Here is a 16,803-nt window from a genome sequence, read left to right on the forward strand (position 1 = left end):
GGTGCCCTGGGCCGACGTCGCGTCACTCCGTCTTGCGCCGCCGCGGAGCCGCTGATCGAGGCGGGGTCGATCGCATGTGGTCGCGAACCCGCCCCAGCACGTCGCCCAGCATGCTGACGTCGGCAGGGGAGAGGGATTCGAAGAGAAGCTCGTTGAGGACGGCGATATGACCGGGGAAGACCCTCGTCAGCACATCGCGCCCGGCCTCGGTGATCGAGACCGACGTGCTGCGTTCGTCATTGGGCGACGGGGTGCGGGTGATCAGGCCCCGTTGCTCGAGCAGCTGCGCCTGGTACGTCAACCCGCTGCGGCTGTAGACCACCCCGTCGGCGAGATCGGTCATCCGGTGGCTGCCGGCAGGGGAGTCGCCCAGCCTCGCCAGCAGCTGGAACTGCACATAGCTCAGGTCGCCGGCTTCGCGCAGCTGCTGCTCCACCGAGTGGCGCAAAAGGCTGCTCACCTCGATCAGCGCGAAGTACGCGCCGAGCTCTGTCGGGTCGAGTGATGGGTGCGCCTTGGCCATGCGCCGAGGGTAGCAGTTGCTGCGAATGCGAAGTAGTTGCTGCAAACTTGAAGCAATGCTACCGTCTCATCCATTGCTTCGAATCCGAAGCACAGAGATGAGGAGAGAACGATGAAGGCGATCCAGTACCACGCACTCGGCGGCCCCGAGGTCCTGCGCTACGAAGATGTCGAGCAGCCGGTTCCCGGCGTGGGCGAGGTGCGCATCCGGGTCGCCGGATCGGCGTTCAACGCCGCGGACAACGGAATCCGCTGGGGCAGGCTGCCGATTCCGGTGACCCTGCCGCACATCCCCGGCTACGACGTGTCTGGAACCGTCGATGCGGTCGGTGGCACACTCGGTGGCGCGGTTCGGAACGATGAATCGGGGATCTCGGTTGGTGACTCGGTGGTCGGCTTCCTTCCGATGACCGACAACGGCTCGGCGGCCGAGTATGTGATCGCGCCCTCCTCGGTCCTGACGAAGGCGCCGTCGAACATCCCCCTCGCCGACGCCGCTGCACTTCCTTCGGTGGGACTCACCGCATGGCAGGCGCTGTTCGACGAGGCGGCCCTGGTCGCAGGGCAGCGCGTGCTCATCGTCGGGGCGGGCGGAGCGGTGGGAGGGATCGCCGTTCAGCTCGCCACGTCGATCGGTGCGTACGTGATCGCCACCGCGAGTCCGCGCAGCAGCGCGACCGTCACCGCTGCGGGCGCGGACATCGTGATCGACCACACCACGACCTCCGTCGCCGATGCGATGACCGAACCCGTCGACGTCCTCCTCAACCTCGCTCCCATTGAGCAGCAGGAATTCGTGGACCTCGTCGGGCACGTCCGCGACGGCGGCGTGGTCGTCAGCACGACGGCATGGATGCCGGCGCCGGCCGACGAGGACCGGCAGGTGCGTTCGACGATCATCTACGTCCGAAGCGACGTGGACGAGCTGACGAAGCTCGTCTCGATGATCGATGGCGGCGAGCTCCGACTCGAGGCGCCGCGACGGGTGCCGCTTGGTGAGCTGATCGGCATCCATGCCCAGGCTGACGCGGGGGAGCTCCGGGGCAAGATCGTTGCCGTTCCCGATCCGGCCTGATCGCAGGCCAGGTCGTCCGGCGTCCCGGAGAGTCGGGTGACCTGTCCGTCAGCTGACGTGCACGCCGGGCCGCTTGTGCGGCCGCGGCTCGGCTCGACGGAGCACCTCGCGAGTGACGGGCGCCACCTCGCCGCTGCCGGTCACGAGGTAGCGGAGCATGTTCGAGGCCGGATTCCCCTCGGTCCATTCGAAGTAGATGTCGGGCACGATCCCGGCTCGATCGCGGATCTCCATCAGGACGGAGGCGATCGTGTTGGGGACGTTGCCGCTGTCGACGACGAGCACCCGGAAGCCGTGCCGGACGACCCCGCGGACCATCAGATCCTCCTCGAAGTCGGATGAGTCGGCCGGCTGCACCTCGAGGAAGATCACCGGCGAGGTCTGCGGGATGTGGCTGTCGCGCCGCTCCTCCTTCAGCTTGCGGCGGTATTCCTCCTCCGAGCCGTCGTCCGGCTCGTTCGAGATGATCTGGATGGAGGAGTACTCCTCGGAGTCCTCCTCGATGAAGGACAGGGCCATGTCGTCGAACTCGATCGAGCGGGCACGCAGCTGGAACGAGCGGTGCACCCGGCTGACGATCGAGACGATCAGGATCCCCACGATGAAGAGGGCGGCGATCCGGACGCCGTCCGGGCGCTCGATCACGTTCACCACCGTCGTGTAGGCGAAGATCGCGGCGATGACGGCGAACGCGATCGTCCAGCCGCGCTGCTTCCTGTGCAGAGCCGAGAGGAAGACGGCGACGGACGCCGAGGTGATGAGCACGAGCACCCCGGTCGCGTAGGCGCCGCCCTGCGCGTCGACGTCGGCGTCGAACACGATGGTGATGAGGAACGCGATGGCGCTGAAGACCAGGACAAGCGGTCGGACGGCCGCAGCCCACTGCGGCGCCATGCCGTAGCGGGGCAGGTAGCGGGGGACCAGGTTGAGCAGCCCGGCCATCGCGGAGGCTCCGGCGAACCAGAGGATCGCGATGGTGCTGACGTCGTAGACCGTGCCGAAGCCCTCGCCCAGGTACTCGTGCGCGAGGTAGGCGAGTGCGCGTCCGTTCGCCGAGCCTCCCGATTGGAACTCGGCCTGCGGGATGAGGAAGGTCGTGACGATGCTCGAGGTGACCAGGAAGCTGCTCATGATGATCGCCGCGGTGGTCAGCAGTCGCTTGGCACCGCGGATGCGGCCGGCCGGGTTGTCGGCGGTGTCGGACGGATCGCCCGAAATCTGCGGCATGACGGCGACGCCGGTCTCGAAGCCCGAGAGACCGAGCGCGAGCTTGGGGAAGACGATGAGCGCGATGCCGACCATGACCAGCGGGTTGCCGTGCTGCAGGGTGAGCGCGGACCACCAGTCGGTCGCGACCGAGGCGTTGTCCGCGATGTGGCCCAGCGCGACGACGATGACGACCGCGTTCAGGACCAGGAAGATGCCGACCAGGACCACGGCGATGTTGATCGCCTCCTTGAAGCCGCGGAGGAACACCGCGGCTAGGAGGGCGAGCAGCACGAGGGTGATCGGCACCTCGGCGCCGTGGAACCATTCCGGCGCGAAAGGGTTCTCGACCGCATGCGCGGTCGCGTCCGCCGCCGACAGGGTGATCGTGATGATGAAGTCGGTCGCCGCGAAGCCGAGCAGCACCAGGACGAAGAGCTTGCCGCCCCACCATGGCAAGAGGCGCTCGAGCATGGCGATCGAGCCCTCGCCCCGGAAGCTCTCGCTGGCCACCCGACGGTAGACGGGGAGGGCGCCGAGCAGGGTGAGCAGGACCAGGACGATGGTCGCGAGGGGGGACAGCAGTCCGGCCGCGACGGCCGCGATCGCGGGCTGATACCCGAGTGTCGAGAAGTAGTCGACGCCGGTGAGGCACATGACCCGCCACCACGAGTTGGTCTTGTGCACCGTCTCGGCGTGCGGACCCTGGTGCGAGGCCGTCCCCGTCCGGAGCCCCTGCAGGAGCCACGAACCGACCCGTCCCGAGGTGCGAGGAGCCGGGTCGAGGTCGGCAGGGGGTGGAGCGAGGCGGGTCACCCGATGTGTCTAGCAGGCCAGGGCGGTGCCGAAGCTGTCCGCGGCGCCCGGCGCCCGGATCCTTACGGCTTCCTAACGCCTAGGACCGGGCGCCCCTGTTGTACGCCTCTTCGGCTCGGGTTTCAACCCCCTGGGATCCCGGCTCGGTGCGTGCTGAGGTGGAGCGACAGAGGAGGACTCATGCAGGCGATGACCTATCGCGGTCCCTATCGCGTTCGCGTCGAGGAGAAGGCGATGCCTCGCATCGAGCATCCCAACGACGCCATCGTGCGGGTGACGCTCGCCGCCATCTGCGGGTCCGACCTTCACCTCTACCACGGGCTGATGCCCGACACCCGGATCGGGCATACGTTCGGACACGAGTTCATCGGCGTCGTCGAGGAGGTCGGCTCGTCCGTCCAGAACCTCCAGCGCGGCGACAAGGTGATGGTGCCGTTCAACATCTACTGCGGCTCCTGCTTCTTCTGTGCGCGGGGCCTCTACTCCAACTGTCACAACGTCAATCCGAACGCCACCGCGGTCGGCGGGATCTACGGGTATTCGCACACCTGTGGCGGCTATGACGGGGGCCAGGCAGAGTTCGTGCGTGTGCCGTTCGCCGACGTCGGCCCGTCTGTCATCCCCGATTGGCTGGACGACGAGGACGCCCTTCTGCTGACCGATGCATGCTCCACCGGATACTTCGGTGCCCAGCTCGGGGACATCGTCGAAGGCGACACGGTCGTGGTCTTCGGCGCAGGACCCGTCGGCCTGTACGCCGCCAAGTCGGCATGGTTCATGGGCGCAGGCCGGGTCATCGTCGTCGACCAGCTCGAGTATCGCCTGGCGAAGGCGCGGAGCTTCGCGCACGCCGAGACCTTCAACTTCGCCGAATACGACGACATCGTCGTCGAGATGAAGAAGACGACGGACTACCTCGGAGCCGACGTGGCGATCGATGCGGTCGGTGCCGAGGCCGACGGCAACTTCCTGCAGCACGTGACCGCCAGCAAGCTGAAGCTGCAGGGTGGCTCGCCGATCGCTCTCAACTGGGCCATCGACTCGGTCCGGAAGGGCGGCACCATCTCCGTGGTGGGGGCGTACGGACCCATCTTCAGTGCGGTGAAGTTAGGTGACGCGATGAACAAGGGGCTCACCCTCCGGATGAACCAGGCTCCGGTCAAGCGGCAGTGGCCCCGGCTGCTCGAGCACATCCAGGCGGGTCATCTGAAGCCCAGCGAGCTGATCACCCATCGCGTCCCGCTCGAGCACATCGCCGAGGGGTACCACATGTTCTCCGCCAAGCTCGATGACTGCATCAAGACGGTCGTCGTCCCTGAAGCGAACTGACGAGGAGACAGCCATGGCCTACACCGCAGAGCGGCCGCCCCAGAAGGTGACGTCGGAGCAGCTGCGCGACCTGATACCGGGATGGGGGAGCGACCTCGACACGGCGAATCGGCCCGCCTGGCCGAAGGAGCGCTTCGACCCGGGAGCGAGCGGAGCGCACTGGGATTTCCCCGAGCGGCAGACACCCGAGGGCCCGCGCGAGCGCTCGATCGAGCATCGCTTCCTGACACCCGTGTTCGGCACTGCGCAGCCGACGCGCGGAACGTCCGGCCTCATCCGCCGCTTCGCCTACGCCCGATTCAGCGAGGCCCGTGCGGCGCACTGGCTGCTGCTGGTCGCTGCGGATCGAGTCGACTTCGTCGGCAGCCGAGCCACCGCGCTGCTCAAGGGGCGGCCCGACAATCCGATCAGCGAGACGGGAATCCTCAGCGAGGTCTCACGGCACGGGATCGCCTCGAGGATGGGCACCCCGCGGGTGGATCTGCGCCACAGCTGGATGGATCCCATCCTGGTGGCGGCTCCCTGGGTCGTCGGCGGCTACCTCGCGCTGCGTGTCGGCCGAGCATTCATCTCTCGGGGACGCTGACCGCGGCTGGCGATGGACCTTCGCCGGACAGCGCAGCCGGTGCGGCCGGGTCTCTACTCGCTCTCCACCGAGGCGGTGTGGTGCGGCGTTCCGACGGGCTTCGACTCCGCCGATCCGCGCTGGCGCAGGTAGATCGAAAAGGCGATCATGCAGCCGACTGCGAGGAACTCGGACTGCCAGTTCTGCAGCGTGCGATTCCAGAAGTCGGGTGAGGCGACGTACCCGAGCCAATCGACCTGGGCCTCATTGTGCTCGACCTGCTCCTCGTTGTAGACGATCCGTCCGGCGATCGACTGGGTCAGCCATGACAGCAGGAAGATCAGACCCATCACCAGCAGGAGCGAGTTCGAGTACAGCGCCAGGCGCCATCCCCGCACCTTCGCCCACCGAGGCGAATCCTTTCGAGCGTGCTCGCCGACCAGCTGATCGGCGTCACTGCCGAGACCCTCGTCGCCCTGCTTCTTCGATTCGGGCGAGCCCTTCTGGACCAGCCAGATGGTGGCCAGGATGAATAGGAAGAACTGCAGGAACTCCGACTGCCAGTTCTCCGCCACATCGACGACGAAGTCCGATGACGTGATGAAGGCCAGGTAGCCGACGGCGGGCAAGCCGTGGGCCATCTGATCGTCATTCAGCTGGGCCAGACCCGCGATGGACTGGCCGGCAAGAGTGATCAGGAAGATCACGGCGAACAGAACGCTCAAAAGATGCGGTCGTAGGCGGGACATCCGGCTCACCGCCCGCTCAGAGCGATGGCCAGCATGTACACGAGACCGGCGGCGACGAAACCGAGCCAACCGGCGAAGACGATCTTCATGATCAGACCGTATGCCCTGGGTCGCCCTGGACCTCTCCTTTGCGGGTTTCGGCACAGGGGTTGACTCGCTGGCGGCATGCACTCTCGAAGGTCTAGGCGTCAGCCGCATCAGAAATCAAGCCATTTCACCCGTGAAAATGCTCGGGTAACGTCATGCGGGGGAGTGCCGGGTCGGACCGAAGCGTCCCCAGACTCATCGCCGGCGCATCGATCAGGAGAATCCGCGTGCCCCTCTTCCAACGCAAGCGTGCCGTGCTCGACCCGCCTCAAGCCGAGTCGCAGGACGAAGTCTTCGCCATCGTGTACTCCAGCACGGCGGCCGTGGAGTTCTCCGACGCTGACGTGGCCGCTCTCTTGGAGCAGAGCCGTCGCAACAACACCCGATTGGGCATCACCGGGCTGCTGCTGCTCAAGGACGGCCAGTTCATGCAGGCGCTCGAGGGGCCGGAGCCCGCAGTGCGCGCACTGGTCGAGACGATCTCGCACGATCCGAGACACACGGACTTCTGGACGCTCGCGGAAGAGCAGACGCCACGCCGCCAGTTCCCGCAGTGGACGATGGGGTATCAGCCACTGAGCGACGAGACCATCCGCGCCATTCCCGGCTACGACGACTTCTTCGAGGCGGGCCCCATGGGCGCCCGGGCCTGGGCGACGAAGTCACGGGCGCTCTGGCTGCTGGACTGGTTTCGCACCAATCACCTGCAGTAGGCAGAGCCCCATCTCCAGCCGGAGTCTGGACGGCGGCCTGAGCGCCTGAGCCTGCTCTCAGTCGGCGCACCGGGAGAAGAGGTGCAATGAGCAATGCACCGTCGACCGCTCGCCGTTTCCGTCCTGCTCCTCGTCGCGATCTCGGCCCTCCCGCTCGCCGCCTGCGCCAGTGCCCCGGGACCCGTAGCCACGGGAGTCGTCACCTCGTCATCGCCGGGCCTGGGAACTGCACCGTCCTCCGCTTCCGCCGCATCGATTGCGCCGCCAGCCGCGTGCGCGCTTGAGACGAACGCCACCGCGCTGGTCACTCAACAGGCCGTGGTGAACGTCGAGCTCACCAATTCCGGCGATGGTGACTGCGTCCTGCAGGGCAATGCGACAACCACCGCCCTCGACGCCGAGGGCGCATCGACGGAATATCCCATCCTGCAGACAGGCGGCGAGCAGTTCTCAGGCGATCCTGTCACGGTGGCGCCGGGCGGCCACGCCTACATCGCCGTATTCCTCCCGGAGCCGGCGCAGTTCCCCGACTGCGCGGTGGCGGATGTCGCCAGCATCCTGTTCTCGGTGTCGGGCGCGCCCGATCCCGTCAGCGTCGACTTCGCGGATACCCAGCTCTGCGTGGAGACGGCAGATTCTCAGGCGCTCGGCTTTCCCGTGACTGCAGAACCGGCCGAGCTGAACTGATCGGCGAGGTCGTCGTGCAGGATGTCGACGCCTACTCCGCCGCCTCTGCGAACTCTGATTCGCCCAGCGGACGGAAGATGGTGATCGGCATGTTGTCGGGAGCCACCAGTCGGACGTTGAGAGTGTCGGCGGCATTGAGCAGCGGCCCCTCGACGCGACTCGCTCCGGACTCCTCGAGCCGCTCGATGAGGGCCTGCGCGCGCGTGGTGCGGAACGCCAGCCGGGTGCGGGGGACCGGGGGAGCGGACAGCTCCACGGATGCGCCCGATTCGGTGCTCGGAAGCTCGGGGTGGACGAGCTCGATGCTGGCCCGGCCCACATCGAGGATGACCTGACCTTCGTTGTCGCCCTTGTACCCCATGATCTCGCGCAGCCCGAGAGCGTCGCGGTAGAACGCGAGAGCGCCGTCCCAGTCCTCGCACTCGATGACCAGGCGCAGCTCCGAGACATAGGTGTGCTCGCCCGTGCGCGTGTATCCGGGAACCGACGGGCTGTCGAGGAGCGGGATCTGGTCTTGGGCGTCGTCTGTGGTTGTCACCGCTGAACCCTATGGCCAGTCGATCCGTCCGCGCGCGTGGCGGGGAGGCTTGTCGGGCGTCTCCCTGACAACACGGAGGTATGCCCGCTCGCGCTCCGACCGGCATGATGGAAAGCACGTCGAAGGCCTCCGACCAGGGTCGCTCCGTTCGGCCGGATGAACGATGACCCCCGATCTTCGGAGAGGACTGCACCGCCCGTGGCGAAGAACATCTCGATCGCGTCCGCGATCGGCCTCGGCACCCTCATGATGTCGACCTTCGTAGCCATCACGACGGAGATCCTCCCCGTCGGTCTGCTGCCGCAGATGAGCACGGAGTTCCGGGTCGACGAGAGCGTGATCGGCCTGGTGGTGACGCTGTACGCCGTGGTCGTCGCCATCCTCGCCCTTCCGCTCACCGCGTGGACGGCTCGGCTTCCGCGCAAGCCGCTGCTCCTCGTGTCGATCGGCGGCTACGGACTCAGCAGCCTGATCGTCGCGATCGCGCCGACTTTCGTCCTGCTCTGCGTCGGACGCGCGATCGGAGGCGTCGCGCACGCGCTGTTCTTCTCCGTCGTGGCGGCCTACGCGTCACGGCTCGTTCCCCGCGAGCTTGTCGGCCGGGCCATCGCGATCGCCTTCGCCGGCACCTCCCTCGGCTACGTGCTCGGGGTCCCGCTCGCCACATCGGTCGGCGCGGCGGTCGGCTGGCGAGCCGGTTTCGCGGCCATGGCAGGTGCGGCGGCGATCCTGGTGCTGCTGGCCGCAACCCTGCTCCCTCCCGTCGTCGAAGACCACCGTGGCTCGGACGCACGCATCCAGTGGCAGGGCACGGGGATCATCGCGGTCGGCCTCGCCAACCTGCTGGTCTTCCTCGCTCAGTACACGGCCTACACCTACATCGCCCCCATCCTGATCCGTGCCGGACTGCCGACCTCGGCGGTCGGCGCCTGCCTGCTGCTCTTCGGCGCAGCAGGCATCGTCGGACTCTGGTCGGCCAGTCTGTTCGTCGACCGCCGACCGCGAGCGGGCGCCCTGGCGACGTTCGCCGTGCTCGCGGTCGGTCTCGGGGTCGCCGCCGTCGCGGCGGACTCCCTCGTCGTGCTCATCGTGGCGGCGACGCTCTGGTCGGCGGCCTTCGGAGCAACTCCCTCGTACCTGATGACCGCTGCGATCAGGACCGAGTCGGGCTCTCCCGACTCGGCGGGCGCACTCGTGAACGGGTCGAGCAATCTGGGCATCGCCGGAGGCGCCGCTCTCGGCTCCGTCCTGCTCGTCGTCGGCGGTCCGGTCGGAACGCTCGTCGCCGGCAGCGCGCTCGCCGTCGCCACCGTCGTCCTGGTGGCCGTCGCTCGCCGCGGGTTCCCAGCGGTGCCTCAAGCCGAGCGCTAGCGGAGTCGGCGCACAGACGAGGGCATCCAGCGGCGACGGGAACTGTGATACTCATAACGCGCTGGTGACCGCCACCGTGTGCGCCATCGATCGGACGAGCCGGAGGGCGCATGGTCTCCCTTCCGGGTCGCGTGTCTCTCGATGACGTCGACGATCGCGGCCTCGCCAGTCGCTCTTCGGATGGTGACATCCGCGCGTTCGAAGTGCTGGTGCGCCGCTACGAGCAGCTGCTCGGCACCTACGCGCTGCGCGTGCTCGGGTCGGCCGTCGACGTCGACGACGTCGTCCAGGAGGCCTTCATCGCCGCCTGGCAGCAGCTGCCCACGATGGAGGACTTCGGCGCCGTTCGGGGATGGCTGATCACGATCGTCACGCGCAAGAGCATCGATCGCCTTCGGGCTCGTCACGAGCACTCGGACATCGACGAGGTCGAGATCGAAGCCCGCTCCGACGGCCCCGATGTCACCGCGTCGGCGAACTCCCTCGACGAGGCGCTGTCGAAGGCGCTGTCGGCGCTGCCTCCCGACCAACGACGCTGCTGGCTGCTGCGCGAAGTCGCCGGGTATGGTTACGACCGAATCGCCCAGGAGCTCGGGCTGCCCGTCTCCACGGTGCGCGGGCTTCTCGCACGCAGCCGCAAGAGCCTGGTGCGCGAGATGGAGGCGTGGCGGTGACCGACCCCATGATGCCTCCCGGAGATTCGCCGCTCGACGAGCAGAACCTCGATGGCCACACCATCGAGGAGCTCAGCGACTACCTCGACAACGGGCGCCAGCCGACGGATCAGTCCATCGAGTCGTCCGCGGGAGCGCAGAACGCCCTCGCCGCTCTGAGTCGGCTCCGCGCCCTCGCTCCACGCATCCTCGAGGCGGAGGCGAAAGCCGCGCCGGTCAGAGACGCGAGCTGGTTCAAGCGGCTGCTCGACCAGATCGGCGTGCAGGCGCATGCCGGACGCGAAATCCCGATCCGTTCCGACCACCCGGAAGCCCAGCTGTCCATCACCGAAGGGGCCGTGCGGGCAATCGTCCGGGCCGTGGGCGACGAGATCGACGGAGTGCTCGTCGAGCGATGCCGTCTGGACGGGGACGTCGAGACCTCGGGCGAGCCGGTGTCGGTGGTGATCGACGTCTCCATCTACGCGGATGCCGAAGCCAGCTCCGTCATCGACGAGCTGCGTCGCGGGGTCGAGTCAGCCCTCTCGCGGCATACGGAGCTCAACGTCTCGGGTGTGGACATCGTCGTCCGCGACTTCGAGAAGGACCCGGAGGAAGACTGATGGGCTACAGCACCCCTGACGACCTCAACTATCGGCTGACGCAGATGCTGCGGAAGGTCCCCGGCGTCACGGCCGTGTACGCGACCGCGCCGGTGCTGCCCAAAGTGCTCAGCACCGTGGTCGAGGTGATCAAGAACGAGCCGACTGCCGTTCACCTGGTGACCATCCGCGATGCGGACGGCGGCATCGACATCGACGCATACGTCGGAGTCTCCGCCGATGAAGCCGCACCGGACGTCTGCCGCCGCGCCCATGACGCGATCCGCGAGTACGTCGCGGGCAACCACGACCTTCCCGCTCGCGCCGTGAAGGTCAAGATCGGCCGCGTGGGCTGACGCCGCCCTCGGTCTTCTCGGTGTCGAAAGTCTTCGACCCAATCTCGTGACACTTTCGCGCCTCGCTCCGTCCTTTAGGTGAGGGTGACTTCCGGCAGGCGCCTCGCGCCGACCGGGTCACCCGCATGCCCGAAACGACCCATCATGTCGGCCCCCGCTGACGGAAACGAGCAGCACATGTTTGACGTCCAGAACCCCTCATCGATCATCGGAGCTCCCGTCCTCGGCTCCCAGGACAGCAAGATCGGCACGGTCGGCCAGGTCTACCTCGACACCGCTACGTCGGCGCCGAAGTGGATCACCGTCCGCACCGGTCTCTTCGGCACCTCCGAGTCATTCGCCCCGCTCGACGCGGCGAGCTGGGATGGCGAGAACGTTCGGCTGCCACTCGACAAGGACTATGTCAAGGACGCTCCGCGCATCGACGCCGACTCCGCCCTGTCGGCTGAGGAGGAGGACGCCCTCTACACCTATTACGGTTCCGGACAGGACAGCCAGTCCGCCCAGCCGTCCGCCTTCGGGAGCGAGGGCTACGACACCTCCGGCCCCACGACCGACGACGCGATGACCCGCTCCGAGGAGCGCCTGCACGTCGGCACCGAGACCGTCGAGACCGGCCGTGCCCGCCTGCGCAAGCACATCGTCACCGAGCAGCAGACCGTCACCGTCCCGGTCTCGCACGAGGAGATCCGCGTCGTGCGCGAGCCCATCACCGGCGACAACGTCGACAGCGCACTGGCCGGTCCCGAGCTCAGCGAAGAGGAGCACGAAGTGGTCCTCAGCGAGGAGCGCGTCGTCGTCGGCAAGGAGACCGTCCCGGTCGAGCGGGTGAGCCTGGGCACCACAACCGTGACCGAGCAGGAGCAGGTCGACGCCGAGGTCCGCAAGGAGGTCATCGACGCCGACGTCCCCGACGAGCGTGACCTCGGCGACCGCCGCTGATCGCCCAAGCCCACCAGCTCTCTTCCCGTTCCTCCATCACAGCAAACGGGGCTCGGGTGTCGATGACGGCACCCCGAGCCCTCCTCCCTGACCACCCCTGAAAGGCATTCCCATGCAAGCAACGCTCCTCGGCGGTCTCGCGACCGTCATCGACTTCGTCCCCAAGCTCCTGTTGTTCCTCGTCATCCTGATCGTCGGGCTGATCGTCGCCAAGGTCCTCTCGAAGGCGCTCGGCAAACTCCTCGAGCGGGTCGGCTTCGACCGCGTCGTCGAGCGCGGCGGGGTGAAGAAGGCGCTCCAGGGCTCCAAGCTCGATGCGTCGGACATCATCGCGAAGATCCTGTACTACACGCTGGTGCTCTTCGTCCTGCAGTTCGCATTCGGCGTCTTCGGGCCCAACCCCGTCAGCGATCTCCTGGCCGGAATCATCGCCTTCCTGCCGAAGATCATCGTCGCGATCATCATCGTCGTGATCGCCGCGGCCATCGCGGCCGGTGCGAAGACTCTCATCCAGGGCACCCTCGGCGGACTGTCCTACGGAAAGGTGATCGCCAACATCGCCAGCATCTTCATCCTGTTCCTCGGGATCACGGCTGCCCTCAACCAGATCGAGGTCGCGACGACGGTCACCACGCCGCTGCTGATCGCGGTGCTCGCGATCATCGCCGGGGTCATCATCGTCGGAGCCGGCGGCGGCCTGATCAAGCCGATGCAGGCGCGCTGGGAGGCGTACCTGAGCAAGGCCGAGGAGGAGGCTCCGAAGATCAAGGCTCAGGCCGACGGTGCGCCGAGCGTCGCCGACCAGGCGAAGGCCGCGGCCGCGCAGGTCAAGACGGCCACCCGCACGACGCCGCGAGTCTGATCGCAGCAGCACCTATGAGCCGCGTCCGGCCGTCGAGTGATCTCGCGGGCCGGACGCGGCTCTTCATCAGAGACGAAGGGAAAGGGCGGCGCCATGTGGACCCTGCTCTATGAGGACCGCAGCTACGACGTCTCGATTCTGGATGCGCACCGGCTGCAGGCAGCTCTGAAGGAGGCGGACGACGGCGTGCAGAACGGCTCATTCGTCTTCTCACCGCTCGGTGCCGCCGGGCTCGTCGCGATACCTCTCGCGCTCAGGAATGCCATCAGCCTCACCTTCGAGGAGTAGGCGCGCCACCAGCCTGCCCCCGGCTCGGGGGCTGTGCTGATCGAGCCGATTCTGGGATCGTCGGAATCGTGCTGGATGAGACCGATGTTGTGGTCGTGCGTCCCCTCATCTCCAAGCTTCTGACCCGGTACTGGATCAGCGCGCTCTGCATGGGACTTCCGCCCGTGATCACGCTCTACGTCTTCAGCCTGGCGGCAGGAGAGTGGGCCTACGTGCTGCTTCTGCACGTGATCCCCACGGCCATCGGCTTCGTCCTGACGATGTCCCTGCGTCGTTCTCGCGTCGTCCTGTCGCCGGAAGGCATCACTGAGACGGACCTCTTCACCGCGCCCGTGTCCACCCCTCGTGCCGAGATGAGCTCGATCCTGATGGTGCCGGTCACGGACGGCAATTCATCGACGGCCCACAACCACCTGTTCCTGTTCGACCACGACGGGCGGACCCGACTGCGGATGCGGGGGGCGTTCTGGGGTGAGGAGGCGCTCGAGAACGTGGTCCGATCGTTCGATCTGCCGGTCGTCCGGGTGGAGAAGGTCGCGACGATGTCCGATCTGCGGGCCGAATACGGCTCTGCGATCTATTGGCGCGAACGGCACCCGTACCTGCTGGGGGTCGTCATCGGCATAGGGATCGTCGTCCTCACCGGCCCCGTGCTCTGGATGGTGGATTCCTTCCTGTAGCCCGGGTTCGACGTCGGGTCTCGCCCGGAATCACGCCGGCGCCTAGACGCCGATACAGTGACTTCCGTGTCTGTGCAGTCTGGATCGCTGTCATCCGTCGTCTACTCCAGCACCGAAGCCCTGCCCTTCAGCGACGAGGATCTGGTCGCGCTGCTGGGCGTGAGTCGCAGGAACAATGAGCGCAACTCCCTGACGGGCATGCTGCTCTACCGAGAGGGCCGCTTCCTCCAGGTGCTGGAAGGCCCGCCCGAGGCCGTCGAGTCGCGGCTGGCCATCATCCGAAGCGACGATCGTCATCAGAGCATGCGGATCATGTTCGAGGAGAAGCTCGACGAGCGTCAGTTCGCCGGCTGGGCCATGGGGTTCCCGGCCGATTCGATCGATGACCCGTCAGGCATCCCGGGCTACCTCAGTACCTTCGACAACCTGGCCTCCGACCCGGACTCCACCATCACTCTCCGCATCACCAAGGAGCTCATCAAATGGTTCGAGGACCGTTCCAGCTGAGGGTTGACATGGCCACGGTCCGTGGCGCCACACCCGTTCCGCCCGGGTTCTGAGCGGGTCTCATCACCGCGGCACACCGCGTCCATGCGCCCCCGGACGGGTCGCGGCTGACACGCTCTGGCGTATGCCGAAGCTTCCTCGACCCGTCACCGGCCTTCTCGCCGCGGTGCTCGCTGCCTGCGCCCTGAGTGGGTGCGCCTCTGTCGCCTCCCCGTCGATCGAGATGCTCGAACGCGAATGGGCACATGGCGAGGCTCGGATCACCTTCGCCGATGACGGCACCTGGTCGGGCTCAGCGCTGCCGAGCGCGATGATCGCGGAATCCGTCGGGTCGGACGGCACCTTCGAAGGCGGCGGCACGTGGTCCGCCGACGACACCGATCGCGACGATCAGGTGATCACGCTGACCGCGCCATCAGGTGAGACCTTCGAGCTCCACCTCATCTACGACAGCTGGCGCGGGTATCAGGTGGAGACCCCGCCAGGAGGGGCGGAGATCGCGTTCACGCCGCGCTGACCGTGTGATGTCCGCCCTCACCAGGCGAGGCGGAAGCCGCGGGCGACTGGTTCCCACGGGTGAAGGCGGATCGGTCGGTGTTGACACCGAGAGCTGCTGCGCCGTACTTTCTGCTTATGGAAAATACGCGGGAGCGGGAGGATTCTCTGGGATCCCTGTTTCTCGCACTCGCCGACCCCACCCGCAGGCGGCTGGTCGACGAGCTGCGATCGGGCGACGCGACGGTGGGTGAGCTCGCGACTCGGCTGCAGATCGGCACCCCGTCGGTCTCGAAGCATCTCACCGTGCTCGAGAGCGCCGGACTGATCTCGCGACACCGCGAGGCGCAGTGGCGACGGTGCCGGCTCGAGGCAGCGGCGTTCGCGCGCCTGCGCGAGTGGGTCGATCACTACGAGTCGCTCTGGACCTCGAGCCTGGACCGTCTTGAAGCCCGGCTGCGGGACGAGGCGTAGTGCGCGCGGCGCAGGTGACCCGTGTGCAGAACGGACTGGATGTCACGCGAGAGCTGCCGGCGGATGTGCCGCGCATCTTCCGCGCGCTGTCCGACCCCGACGAGCTCTCCCTCTGGTGGGGCCCTCCGGGATACCCGATGGTGAGCTGCACCATCGACTTCCGGCCCGGGGGAGTCTGGCATTACCTGCTCCGCGGAGAGCTCACGAAAGAGGAGTTCTGGGCGCGCGCCGTCTATACCGAGATCGTCGAACCGACGAGGCTGCGGTACTGGGAGACCCCGTCGGATTCAGCGGGCGGCGTTGCGGCCGGTCGTCCACCGGCGGACGTCGCCATCAATCTCGCGCCCGCCCCGGATGTCGCCACCACCACGCTGACCATCCGCATCCGCCATCGGTCGGCGCTCGACCGGGACCGCGCACTGAAGCTCGGAATCGAATCCGGACTCAGCCGGGCGCTCGACGCCCTCGACCTCCTCCTGGTCGCAGACAGTTCGGAAAGGCAGCACCCATGACCGAGTTCGCCACGTCGGCCGACGGCACCCGGATCGGCTTCCACGTGCACGGTGACGGTCCGGTTCTGCTACTCGTCGACGGCGCGATGTGCTCTCGCGCGGGCGGACCGATGCCCGCGATAGCGGAAGCGATCGGCGACACCCGTCGTGTCGTCGTCTACGACCGGCGAGGCCGAGGCGAATCCGGCGACACCGCCCCGTACGCGGTCGAGCGCGAGATCGAGGACGTCGCGGCGATCGGCGCCGCCGTCGGCGGACCGCTTGCTCTGTTCGGGATCTCCTCCGGTGGAGCGCTGGCCCTGCGCGCGGCGGGCGCCCTCAGCATCGTTACCCGTGTCGCCGTCTACGAGCCTCCGTTCATGCCCGAACCGGCCCTTGCAGGTGCACGGACCTACACCGCCGAACTCGCACGCGCGCTGCGGCACGGCGATCGAGGTGCCGCGGTCGAGGCATTCCTCCGCCGCGTCGGGGTGGCTCCGGACGCCGTCGTCGGCGTACGTCGATCGCCGGCGTGGCCGGGCATGGAAGCGCTCGCGCCCACCCTCGCCTACGACGACGCCGTCATGGGCGACAGCAGGGTCCCCGACCTGACGTCGCTGCGGGCCGACGTGCTCGCCCTGGCGGGCGGAGCCTCGCCCGACTTCCTGCACTATGGAGCGCAGACAGTGGCTGCGCGGTCCGGTGGACGATTCGAGGTGCTCGCTCACCAGACGCACGACATCACCCCGGCCGCCGCCGCCGAGGCACTCGCCGACTTCCTGGACTGAGCGGGGC

22 protein-coding genes are annotated in these 16,803 nt (G+C 67.5%); 18 read left to right on the plus strand and 4 right to left on the minus strand.

The genetic code is table 11. From position 1 onward, the window contains the following. Positions 1-22: 22 nt before the first annotated feature. Positions 23-523: a MarR family winged helix-turn-helix transcriptional regulator gene (locus tag E6C64_RS15475; RefSeq protein ID WP_136428393.1), complete on the minus strand. Its 501-nt coding sequence runs from the start codon at positions 521-523 to the stop codon at positions 23-25. 111 nt (positions 524-634) lie between these two features. Between E6C64_RS15475 and E6C64_RS15480 the strand changes: the two genes are divergently transcribed. After that, positions 635-1,597 carry an NADP-dependent oxidoreductase gene (locus E6C64_RS15480; protein ID WP_136428395.1) on the plus strand — a complete coding sequence of 321 codons (963 nt, stop codon included), beginning with the start codon at positions 635-637 and terminating at the stop codon, positions 1,595-1,597. A 48-nt stretch (positions 1,598-1,645) separates the two neighbouring features. Here the strand turns inward: E6C64_RS15480 and E6C64_RS15485 are convergent, their stop codons facing one another. Next, positions 1,646-3,619, minus strand: a complete 1,974-nt coding sequence (locus E6C64_RS15485) for an APC family permease (protein ID WP_136428396.1) — start codon at positions 3,617-3,619, stop codon at positions 1,646-1,648. Between the two features lie 180 nt (positions 3,620-3,799). Here E6C64_RS15485 and E6C64_RS15490 point away from each other — a divergent pair, with 180 nt between their 5' ends. Together E6C64_RS15490 and E6C64_RS15495 are read left to right on the plus strand one after the other, a co-directional pair. Beyond that, positions 3,800-4,948 (plus strand): zinc-dependent alcohol dehydrogenase, encoded by a 1,149-nt coding sequence (locus E6C64_RS15490; protein WP_136428398.1) that lies wholly within the window; start codon positions 3,800-3,802, stop codon positions 4,946-4,948. Between the two features lie 13 nt (positions 4,949-4,961). Continuing rightward, entirely contained in the window at positions 4,962-5,534 is a 573-nt protein-coding gene (locus tag E6C64_RS15495; RefSeq protein WP_136428400.1) for a hypothetical protein, read from the plus strand. A gap of 53 nt (positions 5,535-5,587) precedes the next feature. Here E6C64_RS15495 and E6C64_RS15500 read toward each other — a convergent pair whose 3' ends face one another. Beyond that, the gene (locus E6C64_RS15500) at positions 5,588-6,262 is read right to left on the minus strand and encodes a DUF6766 family protein (protein ID WP_136428402.1); all 675 of its coding nucleotides are present in this window, start codon (positions 6,260-6,262) and stop codon (positions 5,588-5,590) included. Positions 6,263-6,576: 314 nt separating this feature from the next. Here E6C64_RS15500 and E6C64_RS15505 point away from each other — a divergent pair, with 314 nt between their 5' ends. Both E6C64_RS15505 and E6C64_RS15510 read left to right on the plus strand, forming a co-directional pair. Then, a complete protein-coding gene (locus tag E6C64_RS15505) occupies positions 6,577-7,062 on the plus strand; it encodes a BLUF domain-containing protein (protein ID WP_233255654.1) in 486 nt (161 codons plus the stop codon). A gap of 93 nt (positions 7,063-7,155) precedes the next feature. After that, entirely contained in the window at positions 7,156-7,749 is a 594-nt protein-coding gene (locus tag E6C64_RS15510) for a DUF4232 domain-containing protein (RefSeq protein WP_136428406.1), read from the plus strand. Positions 7,750-7,780: 31 nt separating this feature from the next. Here the strand turns inward: E6C64_RS15510 and E6C64_RS15515 are convergent, their stop codons facing one another. Continuing rightward, positions 7,781-8,287, minus strand: a complete 507-nt coding sequence (locus E6C64_RS15515) for a VOC family protein (protein ID WP_136428408.1) — start codon at positions 8,285-8,287, stop codon at positions 7,781-7,783. Positions 8,288-8,485: 198 nt separating this feature from the next. Between E6C64_RS15515 and E6C64_RS15520 the strand changes: the two genes are divergently transcribed. From E6C64_RS15520 to E6C64_RS15580, 13 genes are all read left to right on the plus strand, one after another. Then, entirely contained in the window at positions 8,486-9,658 is a 1,173-nt protein-coding gene (locus tag E6C64_RS15520; RefSeq protein WP_158437888.1) for an MFS transporter, read from the plus strand. A 110-nt stretch (positions 9,659-9,768) separates the two neighbouring features. Continuing rightward, entirely contained in the window at positions 9,769-10,332 is a 564-nt protein-coding gene (locus E6C64_RS15525) for an RNA polymerase sigma factor (protein ID WP_136428412.1), read from the plus strand. After that, complete coding sequence (locus tag E6C64_RS15530) at positions 10,329-10,934, plus strand: Asp23/Gls24 family envelope stress response protein (RefSeq protein ID WP_233255655.1); 606 nt, start codon at positions 10,329-10,331, stop codon at positions 10,932-10,934. Before E6C64_RS15525 ends, E6C64_RS15530 begins: the two co-directional genes overlap by 4 nt. Then, positions 10,934-11,269 (plus strand): hypothetical protein, encoded by a 336-nt coding sequence (locus E6C64_RS15535; RefSeq protein ID WP_136428414.1) that lies wholly within the window; start codon positions 10,934-10,936, stop codon positions 11,267-11,269. The genes E6C64_RS15530 and E6C64_RS15535 overlap by 1 nt, the downstream gene beginning before the upstream one ends. A gap of 177 nt (positions 11,270-11,446) precedes the next feature. Continuing rightward, positions 11,447-12,211, plus strand: a complete 765-nt coding sequence (locus E6C64_RS15540; protein ID WP_136428416.1) for a DUF2382 domain-containing protein — start codon at positions 11,447-11,449, stop codon at positions 12,209-12,211. 112 nt (positions 12,212-12,323) lie between these two features. Then, complete coding sequence (locus tag E6C64_RS15545) at positions 12,324-13,073, plus strand: mechanosensitive ion channel family protein (protein ID WP_136428418.1); 750 nt, start codon at positions 12,324-12,326, stop codon at positions 13,071-13,073. A 93-nt stretch (positions 13,074-13,166) separates the two neighbouring features. Continuing rightward, a complete protein-coding gene (locus E6C64_RS15550; protein WP_136428420.1) occupies positions 13,167-13,361 on the plus strand; it encodes a hypothetical protein in 195 nt (64 codons plus the stop codon). A gap of 68 nt (positions 13,362-13,429) precedes the next feature. Then, a complete protein-coding gene (locus tag E6C64_RS15555; RefSeq protein ID WP_136428422.1) occupies positions 13,430-14,041 on the plus strand; it encodes a hypothetical protein in 612 nt (203 codons plus the stop codon). Positions 14,042-14,107: 66 nt separating this feature from the next. After that, positions 14,108-14,548 carry a BLUF domain-containing protein gene (locus tag E6C64_RS15560; RefSeq protein ID WP_158437889.1) on the plus strand — a complete coding sequence of 147 codons (441 nt, stop codon included), beginning with the start codon at positions 14,108-14,110 and terminating at the stop codon, positions 14,546-14,548. Between the two features lie 124 nt (positions 14,549-14,672). Beyond that, positions 14,673-15,065 carry a hypothetical protein gene (locus E6C64_RS15565; RefSeq protein ID WP_136428426.1) on the plus strand — a complete coding sequence of 131 codons (393 nt, stop codon included), beginning with the start codon at positions 14,673-14,675 and terminating at the stop codon, positions 15,063-15,065. A gap of 116 nt (positions 15,066-15,181) precedes the next feature. Next, a complete protein-coding gene (locus E6C64_RS15570) occupies positions 15,182-15,517 on the plus strand; it encodes an ArsR/SmtB family transcription factor (protein WP_136428428.1) in 336 nt (111 codons plus the stop codon). Next, a complete protein-coding gene (locus tag E6C64_RS15575; RefSeq protein WP_136428430.1) occupies positions 15,517-16,029 on the plus strand; it encodes an SRPBCC family protein in 513 nt (170 codons plus the stop codon). Before E6C64_RS15570 ends, E6C64_RS15575 begins: the two co-directional genes overlap by 1 nt. Beyond that, positions 16,026-16,796 (plus strand): alpha/beta fold hydrolase, encoded by a 771-nt coding sequence (locus E6C64_RS15580; RefSeq protein ID WP_136428431.1) that lies wholly within the window; start codon positions 16,026-16,028, stop codon positions 16,794-16,796. Before E6C64_RS15575 ends, E6C64_RS15580 begins: the two co-directional genes overlap by 4 nt. The last annotated feature ends 7 nt before the right edge of the window (positions 16,797-16,803 follow it).

This window comes from Naasia lichenicola, assembly GCF_004801885.1.
Taxonomy (GTDB): Bacteria; Actinomycetota; Actinomycetes; order Actinomycetales; family Microbacteriaceae; genus Naasia; species Naasia lichenicola.